General features: G+C 35.2%; 21 protein-coding genes. 19 read left to right on the top strand and 2 right to left on the bottom strand.

All coding sequences use genetic code 11. From position 1 onward, the window contains the following. The first annotated feature begins 87 nt into the window (after nucleotides 1-87). From leuD to EKH84_RS16995, 8 genes are all read left to right on the top strand, one after another. Nucleotides 88-576: a 3-isopropylmalate dehydratase small subunit gene (leuD, locus tag EKH84_RS17030; RefSeq protein ID WP_127067225.1), complete on the top strand. Its 489-nt coding sequence runs from the start codon at nucleotides 88-90 to the stop codon at nucleotides 574-576. Nucleotides 577-674: 98 nt separating this feature from the next. Then, nucleotides 675-1445 carry a hypothetical protein gene (locus tag EKH84_RS17025; RefSeq protein WP_127067224.1) on the top strand — a complete coding sequence of 257 codons (771 nt, stop codon included), beginning with the start codon at nucleotides 675-677 and terminating at the stop codon, nucleotides 1443-1445. 24 nt (nucleotides 1446-1469) lie between these two features. Then, a complete protein-coding gene (leuB, locus tag EKH84_RS17020; RefSeq protein ID WP_127067223.1) occupies nucleotides 1470-2552 on the top strand; it encodes a 3-isopropylmalate dehydrogenase in 1083 nt (360 codons plus the stop codon). Nucleotides 2553-2606: 54 nt separating this feature from the next. Beyond that, nucleotides 2607-3485, top strand: a complete 879-nt coding sequence (gene ilvE, locus EKH84_RS17015) for a branched-chain-amino-acid transaminase (protein ID WP_127067222.1) — start codon at nucleotides 2607-2609, stop codon at nucleotides 3483-3485. 292 nt (nucleotides 3486-3777) lie between these two features. Further along, the gene (gene ilvD, locus EKH84_RS17010) at nucleotides 3778-5439 is read left to right on the top strand and encodes a dihydroxy-acid dehydratase (protein ID WP_013657828.1); all 1662 of its coding nucleotides are present in this window, start codon (nucleotides 3778-3780) and stop codon (nucleotides 5437-5439) included. A 19-nt stretch (nucleotides 5440-5458) separates the two neighbouring features. Continuing rightward, entirely contained in the window at nucleotides 5459-7123 is a 1665-nt protein-coding gene (gene ilvB, locus EKH84_RS17005; RefSeq protein ID WP_127067221.1) for a biosynthetic-type acetolactate synthase large subunit, read from the top strand. 186 nt (nucleotides 7124-7309) lie between these two features. Beyond that, the gene (locus EKH84_RS17000) at nucleotides 7310-8788 is read left to right on the top strand and encodes a methyl-accepting chemotaxis protein (protein ID WP_127067220.1); all 1479 of its coding nucleotides are present in this window, start codon (nucleotides 7310-7312) and stop codon (nucleotides 8786-8788) included. A gap of 230 nt (nucleotides 8789-9018) precedes the next feature. Then, nucleotides 9019-10080 carry an ADP-ribosylglycohydrolase family protein gene (locus EKH84_RS16995; protein ID WP_127067219.1) on the top strand — a complete coding sequence of 354 codons (1062 nt, stop codon included), beginning with the start codon at nucleotides 9019-9021 and terminating at the stop codon, nucleotides 10078-10080. Nucleotides 10081-10163: 83 nt separating this feature from the next. Here EKH84_RS16995 and EKH84_RS16990 read toward each other — a convergent pair whose 3' ends face one another. After that, nucleotides 10164-10853: a DUF2225 domain-containing protein gene (locus EKH84_RS16990; protein WP_127067218.1), complete on the bottom strand. Its 690-nt coding sequence runs from the start codon at nucleotides 10851-10853 to the stop codon at nucleotides 10164-10166. A 104-nt stretch (nucleotides 10854-10957) separates the two neighbouring features. Between EKH84_RS16990 and EKH84_RS16985 the strand changes: the two genes are divergently transcribed. The 7 genes from EKH84_RS16985 to EKH84_RS16955 all read left to right on the top strand — a co-directional run bounded on the left by EKH84_RS16985 (nucleotide 10958) and on the right by EKH84_RS16955 (nucleotide 19868). Continuing rightward, nucleotides 10958-12235 (top strand): glycoside hydrolase family 3 N-terminal domain-containing protein, encoded by a 1278-nt coding sequence (locus EKH84_RS16985; protein WP_127067217.1) that lies wholly within the window; start codon nucleotides 10958-10960, stop codon nucleotides 12233-12235. Nucleotides 12236-12788: 553 nt separating this feature from the next. Next, nucleotides 12789-13238 carry an RrF2 family transcriptional regulator gene (locus tag EKH84_RS16980; protein WP_127067216.1) on the top strand — a complete coding sequence of 150 codons (450 nt, stop codon included), beginning with the start codon at nucleotides 12789-12791 and terminating at the stop codon, nucleotides 13236-13238. Nucleotides 13239-13261: 23 nt separating this feature from the next. Next, nucleotides 13262-14443 (top strand): cysteine desulfurase NifS, encoded by a 1182-nt coding sequence (gene nifS / locus EKH84_RS16975; RefSeq protein ID WP_127067215.1) that lies wholly within the window; start codon nucleotides 13262-13264, stop codon nucleotides 14441-14443. A 158-nt stretch (nucleotides 14444-14601) separates the two neighbouring features. Further along, entirely contained in the window at nucleotides 14602-15060 is a 459-nt protein-coding gene (nifU, locus tag EKH84_RS16970) for a Fe-S cluster assembly scaffold protein NifU (protein ID WP_013657820.1), read from the top strand. Next, a complete protein-coding gene (gene mnmA, locus EKH84_RS16965) occupies nucleotides 15060-16142 on the top strand; it encodes a tRNA 2-thiouridine(34) synthase MnmA (protein ID WP_013657819.1) in 1083 nt (360 codons plus the stop codon). The genes nifU and mnmA overlap by 1 nt, the downstream gene beginning before the upstream one ends. A 174-nt stretch (nucleotides 16143-16316) precedes the next feature. Then, a complete protein-coding gene (locus EKH84_RS16960; RefSeq protein ID WP_127067214.1) occupies nucleotides 16317-17981 on the top strand; it encodes a Na/Pi cotransporter family protein in 1665 nt (554 codons plus the stop codon). Nucleotides 17982-18179: 198 nt separating this feature from the next. Further along, nucleotides 18180-19868 (top strand): Na/Pi cotransporter family protein, encoded by a 1689-nt coding sequence (locus EKH84_RS16955; RefSeq protein ID WP_127067213.1) that lies wholly within the window; start codon nucleotides 18180-18182, stop codon nucleotides 19866-19868. Between the two features lie 191 nt (nucleotides 19869-20059). Here the strand turns inward: EKH84_RS16955 and EKH84_RS16950 are convergent, their stop codons facing one another. Continuing rightward, complete coding sequence (locus tag EKH84_RS16950; RefSeq protein WP_127065015.1) at nucleotides 20060-21376, bottom strand: IS4 family transposase; 1317 nt, start codon at nucleotides 21374-21376, stop codon at nucleotides 20060-20062. A gap of 443 nt (nucleotides 21377-21819) precedes the next feature. Here EKH84_RS16950 and EKH84_RS16945 point away from each other — a divergent pair, with 443 nt between their 5' ends. The 4 genes from EKH84_RS16945 (at nucleotide 21820) to tpiA (ending at nucleotide 26257) form a co-directional block, all read left to right on the top strand. Further along, a complete protein-coding gene (locus EKH84_RS16945; RefSeq protein ID WP_190283375.1) occupies nucleotides 21820-22857 on the top strand; it encodes a sugar-binding transcriptional regulator in 1038 nt (345 codons plus the stop codon). Between the two features lie 140 nt (nucleotides 22858-22997). Next, nucleotides 22998-24005: a type I glyceraldehyde-3-phosphate dehydrogenase gene (gap, locus tag EKH84_RS16940; protein WP_013657815.1), complete on the top strand. Its 1008-nt coding sequence runs from the start codon at nucleotides 22998-23000 to the stop codon at nucleotides 24003-24005. A 134-nt stretch (nucleotides 24006-24139) separates the two neighbouring features. Beyond that, complete coding sequence (locus tag EKH84_RS16935) at nucleotides 24140-25354, top strand: phosphoglycerate kinase (protein WP_127067211.1); 1215 nt, start codon at nucleotides 24140-24142, stop codon at nucleotides 25352-25354. Nucleotides 25355-25513: 159 nt separating this feature from the next. Continuing rightward, a complete protein-coding gene (tpiA, locus tag EKH84_RS16930; RefSeq protein ID WP_013657813.1) occupies nucleotides 25514-26257 on the top strand; it encodes a triose-phosphate isomerase in 744 nt (247 codons plus the stop codon). The last annotated feature ends 20 nt before the right edge of the window (nucleotides 26258-26277 follow it).

Below are 26277 nucleotides of genomic sequence, written 5' to 3'. Positions count from 1 at the left end.
CTGATCAGAATAGGAAACAATAGAAAAATAGATATGGGAAATGTAAGCAATTAAAATAATCGGTCAAGTATAAAAGGAGGACTAAAAATGAATGCAAAAGGAACCGTATTTCGTTATGGCGACAATGTAGATACAGATGTTATTATTCCGGCACGTTATTTAAATACTTCTAACGGAAAAGAGTTAGCAGCTCATTGTATGGAAGATATTGATGTTAATTTTGTGAAAGAAGTTAAAGAAGGAGATATTATCGTAGCTGATAAAAACTTTGGCTGCGGGTCTTCTCGTGAACATGCACCACTGGCTATTAAAGAAGCAGGTGTATCTTGTGTTATCGCAAGAACCTTTGCTCGTATTTTCTACCGCAATGCTATTAATATTGGGCTTCCTATTTTAGAATGTGAAGCAGCAGCAGATGGTATTAGTAAAGGGGATGTAGTAGAAGTTAACTTTGATACAGGCGTAATCACTAATGTAACAAAAGGGGAGAGTTATCAGGGGCAACCATTCCCAGCTTTCATGCAAGAGATTATTCAAAAGGGTGGACTTGTTAATAAAATTAAAGCACAAAGATAGAAATGTTTAGCTTATTACAAAAGTGAATGGATATATACATATTGATGACATAATTTTCAAAACTTAAATAAAAAATAAATGAAAAGGATGGTCAATCAATGGATACCAATCAATTAATAGGATTTTACCCCGGGATAATCATGCTCTCAACAATTTTAATTTTTGTTTTATTACTTGTTGTAACGCCAATTGTACTCAGTATTCTACTTAAGAAATGTAATGAAGAGTATTTAACTTATGAAGAATCTCAAGCAGATGAAGTGAAAATCTATTTATCGATACCTCAATTATTAGGAAAACTATTTATTAAACCAAAAGAATTGATTAAGAATGGAGAAATTACTTGCTACAGTGATGAGGATTATAGAACTTGGTTGTACTGGGGACTTACTGTAATAAGTATCTTAGTATCTTTATTAGTAGGTGAACTAAGATTTTCACTATCAAGTTTAATCACTATAGTATTTACTCCATTAGGTATTGCTATTGGTAGGTGGTTTTTTGTTGGGATACAGACCGTCTTATTTAGATATGTAGCAGGTATTAAGTTATCTTATGATGAGGGGAAAAATGTATTTGGTCCAATTTACATGGCTAACTTTATTGCTAATATGGTGATATCCTTTTTATGTAATAGGCTGATATACCTTTTAGGTAATAGTAATTTGATTTTATCAGTATGGATAAGTATTCTATCTACTTTGATACTATTTATATGGGTAAACGTCCTATTTTACCTTTTGCTTAAGTATCGTTATAAGTTAGGTGGAGGAGAAAGTGTTACTAAGTTAGTTATTATGAGTTTAGTAGAAATAGGCTTTTTTGTTGCTCTGGTCATTATTGCATGTATACCTATGTGGTTAGTATAAAATAGATATAGGGAGGAAAAGAAAATGGATTTTAAAATAGTCACACTTCCAGGTGATGGAATAGGTCCTGACATTGTTACAGAGGCCGTTAAAGTATTAAATAAAGTTGGTGAAGTCTACGGACATCAATTTACATATGATGAACAAATGATGGGAGGAGTAGCTATTGATCATAAAGGCTCATCTCTTCCACAAGAAACAATCGATGCATGTTTAGCTGCAGACGCTGTACTTCTTGGCGCTGTAGGTGGCCCTAAATGGGATAATCTTCCTAATGGAGACCGACCAGAAAAAGGTCTTTTAGGTATTCGTGGTGCACTTAAATTATTTGCAAATCTTCGTCCAGCTGTGCTTTATCCACAACTTAAACATGCTAGTCCATTAAAGGAAGAAATCATTGGGGATAGTTTAGATATTCTTATTGTAAGAGAACTTACAAGTGGTATTTATTTTGGAGAAAAAAATAAGGTTGTATGTGAAGAAGACGATAGCAAAACTTTTGCATCTGACCTTGAAAAATATACAGTAGCTGAAATCGAACGTATCACAAGGGTAGGCTTTGATGCAGCTATGAAACGTAACAAAAAAGTATGTGTTGTAGATAAAGCCAATGTACTTGAATCTTCTAGACTTTGGAGAGTCGTTGTTAACCGTGTAGCTAAAGATTATCCAGAAGTAGAGTATTCATTTATGTATGTAGATAATGCAGCGATGCAATTAGTCGTTAATCCAAAACAATTTGATGTTATTGTAACCTCTAATATCTTTGGCGATATTTTATCAGATGAAGCAAGTATTATTACAGGATCAATCGGTATGCTTGCATCAGCTTCACTTGGAGAAGGTTCTCTTGGTTTATATGAGCCAAGTCATGGTAGTGCACCAGATATTGCAGGCCAAAACAAAGCGAATCCAATTGCAACCATCCTTTCAGCAGCTATGATGCTTCGTTATTCACTTAACTTAGATAAAGAAGCAAATGCAATTGAAGCAGCTGTTATGAATGTCCTTGATGCAGGTTACCGTACAGGTGATATCATGAGCACAGACATGAAGCAAATTGGAACAGTTGAAATGGGCGACCTTATTACAGCCGCTATCAAATAAGCATAATAGGATAAATAAAATTAAGTAAAATAAAAAAGAAAAGGTAGTGAGGGCATGAGTAGTCAAATCATCTATTTAGATGGGCAATATGTCGAAGAAGGAGAAGCAAAGATTTCCGTTTTCGATCATGGTGTATTATATGGAGATGGCGTTTTTGAAGGTATCAGAGCCTATAACGGTCGTATTTTTAGATGTGAAGATCATATAGATAGACTTTATGCAGCAGCTAAAGCTATTATGTTAGAGATTCCTCTTACAAAAGAAGAGATGACAGAAGTGCTTTTAGAAACTTGCAGAAGAAATGACTTAAGAGATGGCTATATTCGCTTAGTTGTAACAAGAGGAAAAGGGGATCTAGGTTTAAGTCCTAAGACATGTCCAAAAGCAACTGTATTTTGTATTGCAGGCAATATTACCATGTATCCAGAAGAAATGTATACAAAAGGTATGCCTATTATTACTTCTGTTCAAAGGCGTAATAAAGCAACGATTGTTGATCCGCAGATTAAATCACTTAACTACTTAAATAATATTTTAGCTAAAATGGAAGCTAATCGTGCAGGTGTTCCAGAAGCTTTAATGCTTAACCATGATGGTATTGTAGCAGAGTGTACAGGTGATAATATCTTTATTGTAAAAGATGGTGTGATTTATACACCACCTATCCATATTGGTATCTTAGATGGGATTACAAGAAGAACGGTTATAGAACTTGCTGCAAAGCTTGGTTTCACCTTAGTTGAAAAAGAATTTACATTATTTAATGTATATAATGCTGATGAATGTTTCTTAACAGGTACAGCAGCAGAAGCTATTCCTGTAAGTATGGTGGATGGCAGAGTTATTGGAACCGGTAATGCAGGAGAAGTAACGAAAATCTTATTAGCAGCATTTAAAGCTTATGCTAATGAACAAGGAACAGATATTTTTTAAGTGATTAAGCATGAATATTAAATAGAAATTAAGAAATATAAGTGAAAAAATTAAGAGTTGAAAATGATGAACTTAGGAATGAGGAATTAAGAAGTAATGTAATTTTCACTTCTCTTCTTCATTCTTTATTCTTAGCTAATCATTTTTCACTCTTCATTATTCTTTCTACATGGCAAATATAAAAGACAACTTCTAGAACTTCTAAGAGGAATTGCTTATAGAAAGATTCTTACTAGAAGAGTTAGTTGTCGTTACTATAAAGGAAATAATAAAAGAAAAGAGGCGTATAAATATGAAAAGTGATCGTGTAAAAGTAGGAGCTGCAAGAACACCTCATCGCTCTTTATTTAAAGCAATGGGTTATATAGATGAAGAAATTCAAAAACCATTAGTAGCTGTAGTAACAGCTAAGAGTGAAATCGTACCAGGACATTCACACCTAGATAAAATTACAGAAGCTGTTAAAACAGGCGTTCGTATAGCGGGAGGAACACCTATTGAAATTCCTGCAATTGGTGTATGTGATGGTATTGCAATGGGACATGAAGGAATGAGATATTCTCTTGTCACAAGAGAACTTATTGCTGATTCCATTGAATGTATGGCAACAGCACATGCTTTTGATGCTATGGTGCTTGTACCAAACTGCGATAAAATCGTACCAGGAATGCTTATGGGAGCAGCTAGGATGAATCTTCCTACAGCAGTTGTAAGTGGAGGGCCAATGCTTTCTGGTATGGTTAATGGTAAGAAGTCAAATCTCTCTGTTACTTTCGAAGCTGTTGGTGCTTTTAATGCTGGTAAGATAACAGAAGATGAGTTAAAAGAATATGAAAATCATGCTTGTCCAGGCTGTGGTTCTTGCTCAGGAATGTATACAGCTAATAGTATGAACTGTATGTGTGAAGTATTAGGCATTGCACTTCCAGGAAACGGCGCTACACCAGCTGTATTTGCAGAGCGTATCCGTTTAGCTAAATATACAGGTATTGCCGTTATGGAAATGCTTGAGAAAGATATTAAAATGCGTGATATTTTAAATGAAAAAGCTTTCCGCAATTCATTAACTGTAGATATGGCGCTTGGCTGTAGTACAAATACTATGCTTCACTTACCAGCTGTAGCACATGAAGCAGGTGTACATATTAACTTAGATATGGCTAATGAAATTTCTGCTAAAACACCTAACCTTTGTCACTTAGCACCAGCAGGTAGTGATCATATGGAAGATCTCCACTTTGCAGGGGGAGTTGCAGCCGTTATGAAAGAGCTTACTAAAAAAGATCTTTTAGATACTTCCCTTATGACTGTAACTGGAAAAACGATTGCAGAAAATCTTGAAAAAGTAACGAATAAAAACCCAGAGGTTATTCGTCCAATTGAAAATCCTTATTCAGCAACAGGTGGTATTGCTGTACTTAAAGGAAACCTAGCAAAAGATGCTTGTGTTGTTAAGCGTTCAGCAGTAGCTCCAGAAATGCTAGTGCACACTGGGAAAGCTAAAGTATTTAATGGTGAAGAAGAAGCAACAGCAGCGATTTTAGGTGGCAAAATTGAAAAAGGTGATGTTGTTGTTATCCGCTATGAGGGACCAAAAGGCGGCCCAGGTATGAGAGAAATGTTAGAGCCTACTGCTTGTCTTGCAGGTATGGGACTTGATAAAGATGTAGCACTTATTACAGATGGACGTTTCTCAGGAGCAACAAGAGGAGCTAGTATTGGTCACGTTTCACCAGAAGCTGCTGAAGGTGGAGTCATTGCTTTAGTAGAAGATGGGGATCTTATTAGCATTGATATGAACGCATGTACTATTAACTTAGAAGTGGACGAAGAAGAGCTTGCTAAGAGAAAAGAAGCATGGGTAAAACCAGAACCAAAAGTTAAAACAGGCTACTTAGCACGTTATGCTTCTTTAGTAACATCTGCAAATACAGGCGCGATATTCAAACTATAGTTGGCAAAGGGGGCGTATCATGAAAATCAATGGAGCACAAATTATTATAGAATGCTTAGTAGAACAGGGAGTAGATACTGTTTTTGGATATCCAGGAGGGCAGGCACTTAATATTTATGATGCCTTATATAAAAATAGTGACCGCATTAATCATATACTAACAGCTCATGAACAAGGCGCTTCACATGCAGCTGACGGTTATGCAAGAGCAACAGGAAAAGTAGGTGTATGTATTGCCACCTCAGGACCAGGAGCTACAAACTTAGTAACAGGTATAGCTACAGCGTATATGGATTCTATACCAATGGTGGCCATTACAGGGCAAGTGCCTAATTCACTCATTGGAAAAGACAGTTTCCAAGAAGTAGACATTGCAGGAATTACAATGTGCATCACCAAACATAATTATATCGTTAAAGAAATAAAGGACTTAGCTAAAACCCTTAGAGAGGCTTTTTATATTGCGCAGTCAGGTAGACCAGGACCTGTCCTTGTAGACATTCCAAAAGATGTGACGGCTGCTTTATATGACTATGAATATGAAGTGCCAAAAAGCATTTTACCAGTTACTGAAACGATACATGAGAAAAATCTTCAAATAGCTGTGGACTTAATTAAAAATGCAGAAAGACCTTTCATTTATAGTGGAGGGGGCATTATTGCTAGTGGCGCACAAAAGGAATTGTTACAGTTTGCTGAAAAGATTTCAGCTCCAGTAGCTACGGCTTTAATGGGTATAGGTGGCTTTCCTGAAACACATCCACTTTCAACTGGAATGATAGGAATGCATGGTAGTGTTGCATCTAATAAAGGTGTCACAGAGTGTGACTTACTTATTGCTATTGGTGCAAGGTTTAGTGACCGCGTTGTAAGTGATGTCAATAAGTTCGCGCCTCATGCAACGATTTTGCAGATTGATGTAGACCCAGCAGAGGTGGGTAAGAATGTCCCTGCTTTGGCATCTATTATTGGTGATGCAAGGGAAGTTTTAAATAAACTGATACCACTTGTTCCAAAACAAGAAAATAAAGAGTGGTTAGAAAAGATCCAGAGTTGGAGGGATAAGTTTAAATATACGTATCAAAGTGGTGATACGCTTAGACCACAATTTATTATGAATAATATTTATGATCAAACTCAGGGTGAAGCTATTATTACTACAGAGGTAGGTCAGCATCAAATGTGGGCTGCTCAGTTCTATAAATATACAAAGCCTAGAATCTTTATTAGCTCAGGTGGTTTGGGAACTATGGGGTATGGTACAGGTGCAAGTATAGGTGCACAAATTGCTAGACCGGATGAACGTGTGGTGCATATTGCAGGAGACGGTTCTTTCCGAATGAACTGTAATGAGCTTTGTACCATTGCTCATTATAATGTACCAGTTATTATTGTTATTATGAATAATACAACCTTAGGTATGGTAAGACAGTGGCAAACTTCTTTCTATGATAAACGTTATTCTCAAACAGACTTAGATCGCGGGCCAGATTTTATTTTATTAGCAAAGGCTTATGGTGTAAAAGCTTATGACGTAACGACTCAAGATGAATTTGTAAATGCATTTGAAGAAGCATGGACAAATAGGGAGCCAGTTGTTATTAACTGCCATATTGATAAAGATGAAAAAGTATTACCAATGGTAGCTCCAGGAGCTGCTATTGACAACATTATTTTAGATTAATAAGAAAAGTAAAAAAAGGCCTATGGCCTTTTTTTATTGAATAAAAGGTATTAATTTTAAAATTCTTGCACATAACATTAAAAAAAACTATATTATTGTCAAAAATTTATCTAGAGTGTAGAAGATGTAAAGAAAATCCACTATAATAAGTATGAATTATTAGGGAATCTAGAAGGAGGGCTCATTATGGGAAGTGAGATGAAGCAATATGATGAAAGAAAGGTGCATACTTTTGTTGGGCGACTTATATGGATCATATCTGTGATACTTTTTGCACAAAAAGTGATAGGAAGTAAAGGTATTAGTATAGAAGACTGGATTATTCTAGCTACGCCTATATTAGCAACTATCGTTGTAAAAAGTAGGAATATTGGAATGGTTTTAAAAGGAGTTATACTTATCGTATTACCAGCTTTAGTTGGTTTAATAGTGGCTGTAGCAGAGAATGGAACAGATACAAGTCTACTTATTTTACTAACGACTTCAAGTTTAGTGATTTTATATTTTAATACAAAGATACTTATGGTTTATGCCATTGTTATTAATTTGTTTCTTGTAATAGGAAGCTTTATGATGAGATTGCCACTTTTAGGTAAGGATTTCAGTTTATATTATCGTGTTAAGGGCCTGCTTATTTTTGAAATTGGTTTAGTTATTTTTTATATTATTGCTAAATGGGGTGGAGAATACATGCGCTATAGTATGGAAAATGCAAAGAAAAGCCAAGAAATGGTAAGGAAGCTTCAAGAAGCGGTGCAAACAATTGGTACGAATACAGAAGTACTCAATCAAAATATTTATCAAGTTAACGAAGCTATACAAAGCTTAAATGAAGTAAATCATCAAATTACAATTTCTATAGAACAGACGGCTCAAGGAACAGAGGAACAAGCTAAAGGAATTGTTAAGCTGACAGAGTGGATGAAAGATGCAGAAGATAAAATGAGCTTTGCAAAAGAAACAACAGATGAGATGAGCAAAGTAAGCACGACTATTGATGCAGAGGTAGCTAATAGTCACATCACAATTGAAGATATGAATCAACAAATGCAAGAAATAACTGAAGCAGTTGAAGCAAGTTTAAATAATGTACTAGAGCTAGAAAATAAGATTGAACATATTGGTGAATTTTTAAATGCCATAACAGGGATTGCTAGACAAACCAATCTATTAGCGCTTAATGCTTCAATTGAAGCAGCTAGGGCAGGGGAAGCTGGAAAAGGATTTGCCGTAGTTGCAGATGAAATTAAAAATTTGGCTGAAGAATGTAGCCAAGTAGTAGATGCGATTAGAGAAATCATTCTTTCTTTACAAGAAAAATCAGTTGTTACTAAAGAACAAGTTATAAAGGGAAGTAAAGCTACAGCAACAGGGGTAGAGGCAGTAAAAAGTGTTAAGGGTGTATTTAATCATTTAGTAGAAGCAGTAGAAACGCTTAATGGCCAGATTGCCATAGAAGTAGATAGTATCCATACTATTTTAGAAGTCTTTATAAAGATGAATGATGAAACTAATGTTTTAGCTAGTATTTCCGAAGAACATACTGCTATGGCAGAAGAAGTGAATAATGCGACACGTATACAAAACAAACGTTTTAACGAAATGAGAGAAAATTTAATTACCATAAAAAGGCTGGGAGATAATCTAAAGGAAAGCATTCAGTAATTCTTATTTGTTTACAAAATATCAAATCGATTAGTTCAAATACAAGTGCCCATAGCGGTAAAAGGGTATTACTATATAAACAAAAGACCATAAATAATGGATTATAAAAAAGAAGATTCTAAAAAATACCTCTATTAATTTTGACAAAATTTATAAAAAACATTGAAAAATGCTCTAAAGATTGTTAAAATTTAATTATAATTCCAAAGTATAAAACTGGAGGGGCTCATATGAAACGTAGTATAGCTAATTTTTATGGTTGTTTAATGGGCAGCGCTATTGGTGATGCGTTAGGAGCACCAATAGAGTTTATGCAGTATAGTGATATTGTTAAAGTTTATGGAGCAAGTGGTGTAAAGGAATTAGATATTCCTTGCGGGCAACGTTATGCATTAATTACTGATGATACACAGTTAACATTATTTACAGCAGAAGGATTACTACGTAGTGTGACAAGAGCTAAGAGAAAAGATCATGAAAGAACTTTAGAAGGTACAACCATTACTTTGTTTAGAGCTTATTTAAGGTGGCTTCATACACAAGGGTTAAATACACCTCATTGGAATAAGAAGGACTATGATGGATGGCTTATTAAGGTAGGAAGGTTGCATGCTTACCGCGAGCCAGGGGTCACCTGTTTAACTGCTTTAGGAAAAGGGATCATGGGGACACTAGAAAAGCCGCTTAATGATAGTAAAGGCTGTGGTGGAATGGTAAGAGTAGCACCGATTGGTCTTGTTGAAGATGAAGAAAGAGCTTTCTTACTGGGAGTACGTTCGGCAGCGATTACTCACGGTTCACCAAGTGTTTATTTATCAGCAGGTGCACTAGCACTTATGATTCATTATTTAGTGGAAGATGATGAGTTAGAAGTAGCCGTTCAAAAGGCACTAACCTATATTAAGGAAAAACCAGGAAGCGAAGAAGTGGTAGCAGCTCTAGAAATGGCTATTGCTTTAGTCAAAGAAGGAGAACCAAACCATGAACAAATGGAACGTTTAGGAAAGGGCTTTATGGCACATGAAGCCTTAGCCATGTCTGTTTATGCAGCACTTGCTCATCCTAAAGATTTTGAAGCAGCTTTAAGATTAGCTGTTAACCATAGTGGTGATAGTGATAGTGTGGGAGCTATTGTGGGCAGTTTATTAGGCGCTTATTTGGGAATTGAAGCTATTCCTACTAGATGGATAGAAGGCGTAGAATTAAGTAGAGAGATTGAACACTTAGCAGAGGATTTAGTTACCTTTTATGAAGAAAGTGACGAATGGCTTAAGAAATATCCGGCTTGGTAAATAACATAAAAAGATAAAAATGGGAGTGCTACAATCCTAATTGGTGTAGTCCTCCCATTTTTTGTAGTTAACTAGATCGATAGTTATCTTTTCTCATATAACTTTTCTTTTAGATTTAAAGCATGGTCTTTTAAGCGAGGAGATAAGCCTGGCATAGTAATAACAGAAGAGAGATATTGTTTACTTTCTTCTAGTTTATTAAGTTCATGAGCCATGGCTGCCAACATATAAAGTAGGGTTGCTTCGTCTAAACCTAGAATAGGAAAATTTTCTTTAGTCAATGCTTCAGCAAAGCCATCGTAAGCTCGCTTTAAGAAGTTCTTGGACTCTGCATCATCTCCTTTGTCACGATAAAGCCAGGCAATATGTAGAGCGAGATAAGCTTGTTCACCTAATTTGCTTTTGCGTGTTATACATGCTAAAAGAGCAATTTTATGTTTATGAATAGCCTCATCAATAGTGGTATATTCACCATAGGCCGGAATTTGACTTCCTCTATAAAAATGAGCACTTAACCATTCTTTTTGTTTAGATAGCAAAGAAGAAAAGTTTTTTGTTACAGCACTATAACCACATTCAGGACAAACAATGATATCATAATGTAAGGGATTAACCGTAGAATAATGAGCATAGAGATCCTCATCAATAGAAGTTACTTGGTTTTTACCTAATTTAATGGTTTTAGTAGTAAAAGCTTTGCCACAAAGGGGGCAGGTACAAGATTTATCATATAGAACACTTTTAAGTATTTCTGGATCCTCACTTGGATGCATAGATTTCACTTCCTTAAATAATTTATTATATACAGTATAGCTTAAAAATTCAATAAAAGAAACAGGTTTGTCCGTTTCTATACGGATTCTATACAGGAGGTTATATGAAAAGATATATTCGGATATTTTGGTTAATCATGGTATTGCTAGTAGTAGGCTGTACAAATAGTGATAGTAGCTTAAAGGAAAGCGTAGCATCAGATGAAATAAAGGATAAGACAGATGAGGTAGAAAAGCAATCCAATCAAAAGCTTAATGAGGAGCAAAAAGAAGAAACACCAAAAGCAAGTATAAAGGAAGAAGAACAAGAAGTGAAAGAAACAATAACGCTAGAAGAAAAGATAGAAGCTTATATGCAGCAAATGACTATAGAAGAAAAAATAGGACAACTTTTTATGATTGCCATTCGTAAAGATCAGCAGGGAGAGCCAATCACTCAAATGAATGAAGAAGTAAAAAAGCTTCTTACTACTTATCCGGTAGGCGGCATTATTCTTTTTAAAGAAAACATAGTAACGGCAAAACAGACACAAGAACTTATTAGTGATCTACAAGCAATGAGCACCATTCCTCTTTTTATAGGTGTAGATGAAGAAGGAGGGAGTGTGAGCAGGGTAGGAAGTAATAGTCAAATAAATGAAGTTCCTTTTAAAATAGCCTTTAGTATCGGAGAAACAGGAGATACTGAGTTAGCTTATAAAGAAGCTACAAGGATGGGAAAATTATTAAAAAGCCTAGGATTTAATATGGATTTTGCACCTGTAGCAGATATTTATAATGAACCTGGTAATACAGTGATTGGAAAAAGAAGCTTTGGAGAAACAGCGGAGACTGTCACACCTATGGTGATTCGTTTTGCAGAAGGTTTAATTCAGGAAGGGATTCAACCTGTACTGAAGCATTTCCCGGGACATGGTAATACCCTTGAGGATTCTCATGAAGGATTAGCTTATATTAACAAGAGTCTAGAAGAGCTAGAGTTAGAGGAGCTCATTCCCTTTACAAAAGCACTTGAATCAGGAGTAGGAGCTTTAATGAGAGGACACCTAATGGTGAAAACAGTAGATGATAGTCTACCTGCTTCTTTGTCACCTATATGGGGAAATTATATCTTAGCGCATTATGATTGTGATAACATTTTATTAATGACAGATGCTATGGATATGGGAGCTATTCAAAATCAATATTCAGTAGAAGAAGCAGCGCTGCTTTGTATAGAGGCGGAAAATGACATTTGTTTAATGCCGGCTGACATAGGAAAAGCTTATATTGCTCTTGTGGAAGGCTATAAAGAAGGAAGATTGACGGAAGAAAGAATTAATCGTTCAGTTAGAAAAATTTTGTCAAAAAAAGTGGCACAAAATAGTTTTGTACTTGAATAAAATAAGGTAAGTAAGGAATAAAATATTAAAAAATATTTTTAAAAAAGTATCACACATGAGTAGAGAAGAGAATAGTATATACCATAGATGTTAAAATGGTATAGTATCCCCTTTTGGAAGGGAAATAAGAAGTAAACCTCAATTTATTTAAAATAGTGAGCTTAGGACTTACCCTCTTGCAGTATGCCAAAGATAGCCCTAACACACTTATAGCCGGTAAAGTGTGTAGAAGTCACTTAGTGGTAGTATATTTCCGAATATATTATTATTAAGCTCTAAGCTCATTTAAAGATATAAATATCTAATCTATTTAACTATTCTAAAATATATGCTAACTGACTTGTTATTATGACTATAAATAAGTAAAAAGCACGTTCCTTATTGCTTACAAGGAATGTGCTTTTTTGATGTGTTCTTAACACACAAAAAGTAACAAAAAGTTAAAATTTAAAAGCAATTTATCGAGCGCTATAAAGTATTGACAAATATAATTCCTAGTGATAAGCTAGGGAATATAATTCCTAGTAGTAAAGTAGGGAATGGAGGTGGGGAAATGAAATTATCCACAAAAGGGAGATATGGTCTTCAAGCTATGGTGGATTTAGGTGTTTATTCAAAGGAAAAACACATATCTCTTAAAAGCATAGCAGAGAGGCTTTCAATGTCAGAAAATTATTTGGAGCAGCTTATGGCACTCCTTAAGAAAAATAAATTGGTGATAAGCCAAAGAGGCGCCCAAGGTGGTTATGCTTTAGCAAAAGCACCCGAAGAGATTACAATTGGAGAAATTTTAAGAGCTCTAGAAGGGTCTTTAGCTCCTACAGATTGTACTTGTAAAGATGGTAATACACATTGCTTTTTAGATGGTAAATGTGTAACTAAATCAGTTTGGGAAAAAATAAGGGATAGTATTGACCGAGTAGTCGATAATATTACCTTAGATCAGCTTATGGCTGATTATGAAAAAATCAATGAAAATGCAGCGCAAAGTTACTACATTTAAGAAGATTTAAGGGAGGTCATAAAATGAATAAAATATATCTTGATAATGCAGCAACAACCCCTGTACGTAAAGAAGTCGTTGAAGCAATGCTTCCTTATTTTACAGAAAGCTTTGGTAACCCATCTAGTGTTTATCAAATTGCTCAAATGAATAAAAAAGCTCTTGATGAATCAAGAGAAACAATTGCTAAATATATTGGGGCACAAACAAATGAGATATTCTTTACTAGCGGTGGTTCAGAAGCAGATAACTGGGCAATTAAAGGAATTGCAGAAGCTCATAAAAATAAAGGTAATCATATTATTACTACTAAAATCGAACATCATGCAGTCCTTCATACTTGTGAATATCTAGAAAAGCACGGCTACGAGGTGACTTATCTAGATGTAGATGATAATGGTTTAGTAAGCCCAGAAGCGGTAGAAGCAGCTATCAAAGATACAACTATTTTAATTAGCATCATGTACGCTAATAATGAAATTGGTACCATTATGCCAATTAAAGAAATTGGTGCTGTTGCTAAAGCACACAAAATTCCTTTCCATACGGATGCTGTGCAAGCTGTAGGTCAAGTGAGGATTGATGTGAAAGACCAAAACATTGATTTACTTTCTTTATCAGGTCACAAAATCAATGGCCCAAAAGGAATGGGTGTCTTATTCATTAAAAGAGGCCTAAAACTTGAAAACTTAATCCATGGTGGTGGGCAAGAAAGAGGACGTCGCGCAGGTACAGAAAATGTACCGGGTATCGTAGGTCTTGCTAAAGCAATGGAGTTAACTTATACAGACTTTGATGCGAAGATTGAAAAAATGACAAAACTTCGTGACAAACTTATTAAAGGTTTACTAGAATCTATACCTTATTGTAAATTAAATGGACATCCAACAAAGCGTTTGGCTAATAATGCTAATATTGGTGTAGAATATGTAGAAGGTGAGTCACTTTTGCTTCTACTTGATATGAATGGTATTGCAGCATCTAGTGGATCAGCTTGTACATCAGGCTCTCTTGATCCTTCCCATGTACTTTTAGCTTTAGGTATTCCACACGAAAAAGCACATGGTTCTATTAGATTTACTTTAGGTGTACAAAACACAGAAGAAGAAATCGATGTAGTACTTGAAAAAATGCCAGCTATTGTTCAAAGAATGAGAGATATGTCTCCACTTTGGGAAGAAGTTAAGAATGCAATGAAGAAATAATAAATAAGAATGAAGAGTTAAAAAGATATAGTTGAAAGAAGTAAGAATAAAAAATTAAGAAATACAATGAAGAATAAATAGTAAAAGTACAGAATGAGTATTTAGAAACGAGAGATACAAAGGCTCATAAAACTTATTAATCATAAGAGGTGAAAAATATGTATAGTGAAAAAGTTATGGATCATTTTATGAATCCAAGAAATGTTGGTGAAATTGAAAATGCTAGTGGTGTTGGTACAGTAGGAAATGCAAAATGTGGAGATATTATGAAAGTATATCTTCAAATAGAAGATGGTATTATTAAAGATGCTAAATTTAAGACATTTGGTTGTGGTGCAGCTGTAGCAACAAGTTCAATGGCAACAGAACTTGTTATTGGCAAAACCATTGAAGAAGCTTTAAAGATTACAAATAAATCAGTAGCAGAAGCTCTTGATGGCCTTCCACCAGTAAAAATGCACTGTTCACTACTTGCAGAAGAATCACTTCACGCAGCACTTTGGGATTATGCGAAAAAGAACAATATTACTATTGAAGGGTTAAAAGAACCAGTAGCAGACGTACATGACCATGATCATCACGACCACGATCATGAAGAAGGTTCTGGTTGTTGCTAATGAGTGAAACGACTAAGAAGAAAGTAGTAGTAGGTATGTCAGGGGGTGTAGATAGCTCGGTTACGGCGTATCTTTTAAAAGAGCAAGGCTATGAAGTCATTGGGATGACTATGCAAATCTGGCAAGAAGGAGCGCCTGAAGACAGTGATGGTGGTTGCTGTGGTCTCTCTGCTGTAGATGATGCAAGAAGAGTTTGCCAAAAGCTTGATATACCTCACTATGTAGTTAACTTTAGAAGTGATTTTAAAAAGCATGTCATAGATTACTTTTTAGATGAATACCAAAATGCACGAACACCTAATCCTTGTATTGCATGTAATCGCTATGTGAAGTGGGAATCTATGCTACAAAAAGCATTGCAAATAGGAGCAGATTATATTGCAACAGGTCACTACGCTAGAGTCATTAGAGATGAAGTAACGGGACGTTATAGTCTTAAACAGTCTAAAACTTTAGCAAAGGACCAAACTTATGCCCTTTATAATTTAACACAGCATCAATTAGCTCATACTTTAATGCCTTTAGGAGACTATACAAAGGATGAGGTAAGAGCTATTGCAAAAGAAATAGGACTTGCTGTGGCTACTAAACCAGATAGTCAAGAAATTTGTTTTGTACCAGACAATAACTATGCAAAATATATTGAAGAAGAGACCGGCAAAAAACCAGTAGTAGGTAATTTTGTTAATAAAGACGGCAAAGTATTAGGTAAACATAAAGGGATTATTCATTATACCATTGGCCAAAGAAAAGGCTTAGGTTTATCTTTAGGCAAACCAGGCTTTGTACAACGTATTAATCAAAAAACCAATGAAGTGGTTATTGGAGATAATGAGGATTTATTTGATACAACGGTAACGGCTAATCAAGTTAATTTCATGCCTTTTGAACATTTAGAGGGTGAAATGCACTGTTTAGGTAAGATCAGATACAATCAAGCACCACAACCTTGTACGATAAAAATGATAGATGAAGATACAATTCAGTGTATCTTTGATGAAAAGCAACGTGCCATTACGCCTGGACAAGCACTTGTACTTTATGATGGGGACAAGCTTATTGGTGGCGGAACGATTTTATAAGAAAAAAGGCTTAAATAATAAAATAAAAGCTTAGATATTAAAACAAGTAATAGCAGGAAAAAGATTAATCCTGTTCATTACTTGTTTTTTATTTTCATATTTATTTCAAAAAAAGTTATAAAAATTGCCGGATGTGAAATATTAACTATAAATCGTATTTAACCGGAGGATTGTATGGCAGAAATAAATTGGCTTGAATTGGGTTTGAATTTTTTAGGAGGCTTTGGCCTCTTCTTATTTGGCATGGAATTTATGGGGAAAGGTCTTCAAAAAGCGGCCGGTAGCAAGATGAAAAACTTACTAGGTATCCTTACTAGTAATCGTTTCTTAGGTGTGCTTGTAGGAGCGGGTGTAACAGCTTTGATACAAAGTTCATCGGCAACTACAGTTATGATAGTAGGTTTTGTAAATGCAGGGCTTATGTCTTTAACCCAAGCTGTAGGTGTGATTATGGGAGCTAATATAGGAACTACGGTAACAGCATGGATTGTCTCCTTAGGTGAGTGGACTCAGTTTTTAAAGCCTTCTGTCTTAGCTCCGATTTTTATTGTCGCAGGTGTTGGTTTAATGATGTTTGCTAAGAAGTCACAAGCAAGGTCTATAGGACAAATCTTATTTGGTTTTGGTGGTTTATTTTTAGGTCTTGATATGATGAGTGGTGCAGCTAAACCCCTAAGTGGACTAGAAGGTGTACGCAATCTGTTTGTGGTGCTTGGTAGCAATCCTTTCTTGGGTATTCTAACCGGAGCTGTTGTAACGGCTATTATACAAAGTTCTTCGGCTTCAGTAGGCATTCTTCAAGCATTAGCACTGGCGGGGCTTGTGCCCTGGAGTTCGGCTATTTATATTATTTTAGGACAAAATATTGGTACCTGTGTGACTGCTCTTTTATCAAGCATAGGTGCAGGTGTAAATGCAAAAAGAGCTGCTTTCATCCACTTTTTATTTAATTTGATTGGCTCTGTTATATTTATGATTTTGGCAATTATAGCTTTTCAATTTCTTGTACCACAATACCAAAATATATTAATTAATATTACAGATATTAGTATTGTTCATACGACCTTTAATTTACTTAATACATTAATACTTTTTCCTTTCGCAGGCACGCTGGTATATCTGGCTGAACACATTATTAAAGGAAAGGAACAGTCTGAAGAAGGTTTACAACATTTAGATGAAAGAATTATAGAAACACCATCCTTTGCTATTGAAAATGCTATTAAAGAAGTTATTCGTATGGGACGTATGGCATCTCAAAATGTAGATACAGCTATTAATGCTCTTTTTGAAAGAGATGAAAAGAAAATACAGCAAGTATTTGATAGAGAAAGAAGCATTAATGCTATGCAACAAAGTATTAACATGTATCTTGTTAAATTAAGTAATGCCTCACTTTCTGAGAAAGAACATTTAACAGTAACAGGACTCTTTCATATGGTAAGTGATATTGAACGTGTAGGTGATCATGCGGATAATATTGCAGAGTTAGCAGTTAGTTTAAAAGAACAAGACTTGAAATTTTCAGAGCAGGCACAAAAAGAATTAAAAGATATTTCTAGCATAGCACTGAATTGTTTTGAAACAGCGCTTAAAGCTTATGAATTTAGTGATAGAAGTATAGCGCAACAAGTCTTACCGTTAGAAATGCAAGTAGATAAGTTAGAAGAAAAATTACGTTCTAGACATATGAAGCGTTTAGTAGAAGAGCGCTGCGATCCTTTAGCAGGTATTCTCTTTTTGGACATGATTAGTAATGTAGAGCGTATTTCAGATCATGCTTCCAATATCGCCATGCTTATTTTAGATGAAAATAGAATTTTAGCCAGTGAAGAATAAAATCATATCAATAATCCTACCTTAGACAAAAAAGAATGCTTCTTTTAAAATGGCTAACCTTAGATATTACAAGGAAACATGAAAAAAGTCAAAATAGCTAGAAAAAAATTTTTTTATGAAATTTAAAATAGAACTTGTTTATCAAAAAAGATGATGATAAAATGAGTCTGAATGTAAAACAACCTTGGGAGGATAATGATGAATGATATAAACTGGCTTAATGTGGCCCTAGGCTTCTTAGGAGGCTTTGGATTATTTCTCTTCGGTATGGAGTATATGGGAGAAGGTCTACAAAAAGCAGCTGGTAGCAGAATGAAGAATTTGTTAGGAGTTCTTACTAATAATCGCTTTTTAGGTGTATTAGTAGGTGCAGGTGTTACTGCTCTGATACAAAGTTCGTCAGCTACTACGGTTATGGTCGTTGGATTTGTTAACGCAGGTTTAATGTCCCTTAAACAAGCTGTAGGTGTTATTATGGGAGCGAATATAGGAACAACTGTTACGGCATGGATTGTTTCTTTAGGAGAATGGACAAGTTTCTTAAAACCATCTGTTCTAGCCCCAATTTGTATTATTATTGGTGTCGTTATGACAATGTTTGCTAAGAAACAAAGTGCAAAACATATTGGTCAAATTATTTTTGGCTTTGGTGCTTTATTTTTAGGACTTGATATGATGAGTAATGCAGCTAAACCACTAAGTGGATTAGAAGAAATTAAAAATGCCTTTATCATATTAGGTAAAAATCCACTATTAGGTATTTTGACAGGTGCTCTTGTAACAGCGGTTATCCAAAGCTCTTCAGCTTCTGTTGGTATTCTGCAGGCGTTAGCGACAGCTGCCCTTGTACCTTGGGATTCAGCGATTTACATTATTTTAGGTCAAAACATAGGAACTTGTATTACTGCCATCCTTTCTAGTATAGGTGCTAGTAAAAATGCTAAAAGAGCAGCTACAGTTCACTTCTTATTTAACTTATTGGGATCAGTTCTATTTGCAATTATAGCGCTAATTGGCTTTAAGTTTGTAGCACCAGAACTAGGTTCTGTGAGCATTGAAGTGACACATATTAGTATGGTTCACACTATATTTAATGTGCTTAATACCTTTTTATTATTCCCATTTGCAAGTGTACTTGTTTATCTGGCTGAACATATTATTCCAGGAAATGATACGGCTGAAGAAGGAGAACTTCAGCATCTGGATGAGCGTATCCTCGAAACACCAACCTTTGCTGTAGAAAATGCAGTTAAAGAAGTCGTACGTATGGGTAATATTGCAGAACAAAATGCAAAAGTAGCAGTACAAGCATTATTTGAGAAGGATGAAAAGAAAATACAAGAAGTTTTCGACCGCGAAAAAATTATCAACCAATTGCAACACGGCATTAATCATTACCTCGTTAAATTAAGTAATGTTTCTCTTTCGGAACATGAACATACAGTCATTACAGGATTATTCCATACTGTAAGTGACATTGAACGTGTTGGCGACCATGCAGAAAACATCGCAGAATTGGCGCAAAGCTTAATTGAAAAAGACTTGAATTTTTCTAAAACAGCTATAGATGAGCTTAAAGAGATTACAGATACAGCTATTAAATGCTTTGAATTATCACTTCAAGCCTATGAGTTTGGAGATAAGACCATTGCAAAAAATGCGTTACCATTAGAAGAAAACGTAGATGCCATGGAAGCAAAATTACGTTCTCGCCATATGAAACGTCTTGCTTCTAATACTTGTGACTCTTTGGCCGGTATTGTGTTCTTAGATACAGTTAGTAATGTGGAACGTATTTCAGACCATGCCTCTAATATTGCACAAACCATTTTAGATGAAAATAGGTCATTAACAACAGAAGAATTGAATCTTCATCCTATTGCATAAATAAAGAATAAACTTCTTGATAAAAAAGATGTCTACAAAATGAGCAATGTCATTAAGTTAACATTGTGATAGAAACGCATCCCTAGGAAAAGAAGTTGAAGATTTATTTCTTCAGCTTCTTTTTCTATTTCCAGGTACCACAAATAGACAGATTTGCATCTGACTCAAAATTTATATTCTTTTACAAAGATTTATGCTACTCTATAAAGGAAGCCATGAAAAATCTTAACAATTAAGTTTCGTTCCCTATGCCTATCAGGTCTTATAGGAATGAGATTTTTTGCAATTATGGCTTCTACATCAGGTGATGTTGCTTTTCCATGATAGAATAACCTACACATATGCACTGCAACTGAGAAATTTGCTTTATATGTATGCTTTCTTTGCTTTTTTTCAATGACTACGTGGGAGGTAATCATTTCTGCAAAGTTATACATTATCATATGTGCATAGATTTCTTGTTGGATACACATCACCTTTTTTGAATGAAAATCTAACATTCCAATCGTATATTTCAAATCTCGAAAAGATGTTTCAATCCCCCAACGAGAAGCATACAGTTTTTTTACCTCATCAGGAGGATACTTTTCACTATTTAGATTTGTAACTATTGTTTCATAGGAAGTTTCTGAAATAGGAAATCTCACTATTCGGAAGTGTAATTCATAGAATTTAGCAGGTTCAGATTTCTTGTTTTTAAGTGGTAAATAATCAAACGGTTGGGCTGAAGAAACACTTCGATAATGATTTTTGTCTTTGAAAAGTTCTTTGACTGCATTCGTTTTCTTTCTTGTAAGTTTTAAAGAAATATCAATATCAAAACAGTCTGTTTTGGGTAAATCCAATCCATTCTTTATACCATTAATTCCATCTTTGACACGAATAAGAAAGAACCATCCTTTTTCTTGAATGTGAGCCATGCTGTTGAAAGATTCATAACCTCTATCAGCTATCACGAGTGCTTTAGGAATTTCAGAACGATCAACCATTTCTTGTAGAGCGTTATGTTCATTCTTTTCTTTAGATTTTTGTATTATCACATCATGATAAATAGAATAATTTATATTATACAACGCATTTATATGCAGAAGATTATATGATTTTCTTCCATCTTTTCCAGAATGAAATGAATTTAAATCATCAGGATTGGTAGGAATCTGTACATCAGACCCATCAACAGCAAGTATGGGCATATCTTCATTAAAGTTATCTATAAGTTTACTTGAAAAGCCGTCAAATATCTTCTTAAACGCTTCGGGCTTTATCTTTTTCCTCTGCTGAACAAACGCAGAAGAAGTGGGTGTATCTGCAGATGCACCAAATAGATCTAATAATTCGTTTGTAAGGCTCCCACTTCCCATTCCAATAATTCCAGCTAAAATTTTATTCATGGGCAATTTTCTTTTGCGTAAAAAATCACTACCTGGATTGGTACAATAATCTTGCGGATTGTCAGCTAACTTTTGGATTTCATCTACTAAAAGCTTTTTAATTTGTTTGGGTTTCATATGTGTCCTCCTTGTAACTAAGTTTCCTTTAATTACAAGGGCCGCTCTCACTACCTCTTTATTCAATCAGTAGTGAGAGCGGCCACACATTTTCTTTGTCTTGTCAACTACTTTTTCAAAAAAAGATCCCTATACCATTTGATTGGTATAGAGATCTTTTTTCGTCATCTTAACTTAATGACATTGACAAAATGAGACATCTTTTTTTATTTGCCTTAATATCATTCTTAATTGAGTTATTTCAAACTATACCTGAGAGGTCGACATAAAGCAAAACCTTGAAACAACTAGAAATGGTAAGTAATGTTAAAAACTAAAATCTATCATAAAAAAAATAAAAATATGGCATAAAAAGATTGATTAATTGTAGGAAGTTATATACAATAAAGATGTGGGACAAAAAGCTAAAATATGGGACAAAAATGTTCCCGAGGAGCATCGACATGCAAAATAAGATTGTAGCAGTAGAAAAACTACTTCCAGAAGCCATAGAGTTATTTAAAGTACGTTATGCTTTACTGCAAACCATTATGCAAAAAGGGCCTATTGGTAGAAGAAGCTTAACGACTCATCTAGCACTTTCAGAACGCATGATTAGAGGAGAAGTAGATAAATTAGCACAAAACGGACTAGTAGCTGTTACAGTGCAAGGCATTATTATTACGAAGCCCGGAGAAGAGGTTTTAAATACTTTATATCTTCCACTCCACTATTTAGAAGCACTTACAAGGCAGGAAGAAGAACTTAAAGAAAAGCTTGGTTTAAAACGTGCCATTATTTTAAAAGGTAACCTAGAGCAAGATGAAGAAACCAAAACAAGTCTTGGCTTTGCTGTTAGCAGTTTATTAGAAGAAATGTTAACTGCACATACGACCATAGCCATTACTGGTGGAACCACCATAGCTAACATGGTACATTATATGCCTAAGAGTCAGCAGCATTATGAGGATTTACATGTCTTGCCTGCTAGAGGAAGTGTAGGTCAAAGAGTAGAGCTTCATGCTAATACCATTGCAGTAGAATTAGCCAATAAATTAGGTGGTATGTATGAGATTTTAACAATCCCTGACAACCTTAGTCATCAATCGATTAGCCTAATAAAAAACGAACCACAAATAGAAAAATTATTGCAAAAACTAGCGAAAACAGATATGATTATATTTGGAATAGGTAATGCCCTAAAAATGGCAAAACATCGTAAAGAACCTCAAGAGGTACTTAATCTATTAGAGCAAAAGACGGCAGTAGCTGAGGCATTTAGACATTATTTTAATGCAGAAGGACAAGTTGTTTATGCTTCAGAGGTGATAGGTGTGGCACCAGATATGGCAAAGAAAATTCCTATTCGTATTGCAGTAGCTGGCGGCAAGAGTAAAGCAGAAGCCATTGTAGCCACAAGGTCACTTCTTCAAAAAGGTTATCTCATTGTAGATGAGGATGCAGCTACAGCGATTTTAAATCACTTAGCCGTTAAAGGTTAAATAATTAACATTTACCATAGCATTCCCAAGGAATAGATGGTAAAATGAAACAGGTATCATATCGTCAGGTCTAGTACATACTATTATCGGCGATTTGAATATAAAATTAAAAAAATGATTATTTCAAGGAGGAACCAATAATGGCAGTAAAAGTAGCGATTAATGGATTTGGACGTATTGGACGTCTTGCTTTCAGACAAATGTTCGGAGCAGAAGGTTATGAAATCGTAGCAATCAACGATTTAACTAACCCAGCAATGTTAGCACACTTATTAAAATATGATTCTTCTCAAGGTAGATACAACGGAACAGTTGAAGCTACAGAAGATTCAATCATTGTAAATGGTAAAGAAATCAAAATCTATGCTAAAGCTGATGCTAAAGAACTTCCATGGGGAGAATTAGACGTAGACGTAGTACTTGAATGTACAGGTTTCTATGTAACAAAAGCTAAATCACAAGCTCACATTGATGCAGGTGCTAAAAAAGTTGTTATCTCAGCTCCAGCTGGTAATGACCTTCCAACAGTTGTATTCGGTGTTAACGAAAATATCTTAACAAAAGAAGATACAATCATTTCTGCAGCTTCTTGTACAACTAACTGTTTAGCTCCAATGGCTAATGCACTTAATAACTTAGCACCAATTAAATCTGGTATTATGTCAACAATCCACGCTTACACAGGTGACCAAATGGTTCTTGACGGTCCACATAGAAAAGGTGATTTCAGAAGAGCTCGTGCAGCTGCTGTAAACATCGTTCCAAACTCAACAGGTGCTGCTAAAGCTATCGGTTTAGTTATCCCATCATTAAACGGAAAATTAATCGGTTCTGCTCAACGTGTACCAGTTCCAACAGGTTCAACAACTATCCTTACAGCAATCGTTGAAGGTAAAGTAACTAAAGAAGAAATCAATGCAGCTATGAAAGCAGCTTCTGATGCATCTTTCGGTTACACAGAAGAAGAATTAGTATCATCTGATATCGTTGGTATCAACTTCGGATCATTATTCGATGCTACACAAACAATGGTAATTAACCTTGACAATGGTACTTCTCAAGTACAAGTTGTTTCTTGGTATGACAATGAAAACTCATACACAAGCCAAATGGTTAGAACAATCAAATACTTCGCTGAACTTGCTTAATTTTTAATAAATTAATAGAGAAGTTATTATAAGATCCTAACAGGGTCCGGTCTTGTAGGTTAGACTTATAGGACCGGGCCTTTTTAGCTACTATTAAATACTAAATAATGGAAAATTCGAAAGGAGATATTCTCATGTTAAACAAAAAAACAGTAGATGATTTAACAAATCTTCAAGGCAAAAAAGTCCTTGTTCGTTGTGATTTCAACGTACCTTTAAAAGAAGGCGTTATCCAAAACTATAACCGTATTGATGGTGCTATCCCAACAATTAAAAAATTATTAGATCAAGGTGCAAAAGTTATCCTTTGCTCACACCTTGGTAAACCAAAAGGAGAAGCTGTTCCAGAGCTATCTTTAGCTCCAGTTGCAGTTGCTCTTTCAGAAAGACTTGGCGTAGAAGTTAAATTCGTAGATGATGCTAAAGTAACAGGTCCAGAAACACAAAAAGTAGCTGCTGACCTTAAAGAGGGTGAAGTATTATTACTTCAAAACACTCGTTACAGAGTAGAAGAAACAAAATACGGTAAAGATGAAAATGCAGCAGAGTATGCTAAAGAACTCGCAGCTCTTTGCGATAATGAAGTATTCGTAAACGATGCATTTGGTACAGCTCACCGTGCACACTGCTCAAACGTTGGTGTAACTAAATTCACTAAAGAAAACGTAGTAGGCTACTTAATGCAAAAAGAAATTAAATTCTTAGGCGAAGCTGTAGAAAATCCAGTTCGTCCATTCGTAGCTATCCTTGGTGGTGCTAAAGTATCTGATAAAATCGCTGTAATTAACAACCTTCTTGATAAAGTAGATACACTTATCATCGGTGGTGGTATGGCTTACACATTCCTTAAAGCTCAAGGTCAAGAAGTTGGTAACTCTCTTCTTGAAGAAGACAAAATGGATTATGCTTTAGAAATGGTTAAAAAAGCTGAAGCTAAAGGTGTTAAACTTTTACTTCCAGTTGACCATGTAGTTGGTAAAACATTTGCTAACGATACAGAAAGAGCTACAGTTGACACAATCGAAGCTGGTTGGTCAGGATTCGATATCGGACCAAAAACAATCGAGTTATACAAAGATGCTCTAGCTGGAGCTAAAACAGTTGTATGGAATGGACCTATGGGTGTATTCGAATTTGAAAACTTTGCAGCAGGTACGCTTGCAGTATGTGGTGCAGTAGCTGATCTTACTGATGCAACAACAGTAGTTGGTGGAGGAGACTCTGTAAATGCTGTTAAACGTCTTGGTTTTGCTGATAAAATGAGCCACATCTCTACAGGTGGTGGTGCATCACTTGAATTCTTAGAAGGTAAAGAACTTCCAGGTGTAGCAGCAGCTGATAACAAATAAGACTTGGCCTTAGGCTAATCAATAAAGGCTATACTTTAAGAAAAAGCTAAGGCTATTTGTTAAAGTATAGCCATCTCTTACAAAAGCTAAACATAAAACGTTTTAGTGAACGCCAATTCCTAAGAACGTAGACCATAAAAACTAAAGGAGTGTTTTTATATGCGTAAAAAAATCGTTGCTGGTAACTGGAAAATGAACATGACTCCAGCTAAAGCTGTAGAACTTATCAATTCTTTAAAAAATGAAATCAATACAACTGATGTTGACGTAGTAGTATGTCCACCATTTGTATGCCTTCCAGCTGTACTTGATGCAGTTAAAGGAACAAACATTGCTGTAGGTGCACAAAACATGCACTTTGAAGAAAATGGTGCTTATACAGGTGAAATCGCTCCAAGCATGCTTGTAGAGCTTGGTGTAAAATATGTGATTATTGGTCACTCAGAAAGAAGACAATATTTCGCTGAAACAGATGTAACAGTTAATAAAAAAGTATTAAAAGCTATTGAGCATAACTTAGTACCAATCCTTTGTGTTGGTGAAAGTTTAGAAGAAAGAGAACAAGGCATTACAATCGACCTTGTACGTCTTCAAACAAAAGTTGCTCTTAAAGATGTAAAAGCAGAAGATGCTAAAAAAGTAGTAATTGCTTATGAACCAATCTGGGCAATCGGAACAGGTAAAACAGCTACTTCAGCTCAAGCTGAAGAAGTATGTAAAGCTATTAGAGAAGTAGTTGCTGAAGTTTATGGACAAGAAGTTGCTGATGAAGTACGTGTTCAATACGGCGGTAGCGTAAACGCTGGTAATGCAAATGAATTATTCAACATGGGTAACATTGATGGTGGCCTTGTTGGTGGTGCTTCTCTTAAAGCTGAATTTACTTCAATCGTTAACTACTAAAAAGTAATAAGAAGGAGGAC

The organism is Cellulosilyticum sp. WCF-2 (assembly GCF_003990395.1).
GTDB lineage: Bacteria > Bacillota > Clostridia > Lachnospirales > Cellulosilyticaceae > Cellulosilyticum > Cellulosilyticum lentocellum.
The sequence above is the reverse complement of the archived record's forward strand: the minus strand, read 5'-3'. Positions and strand labels throughout refer to the sequence as shown.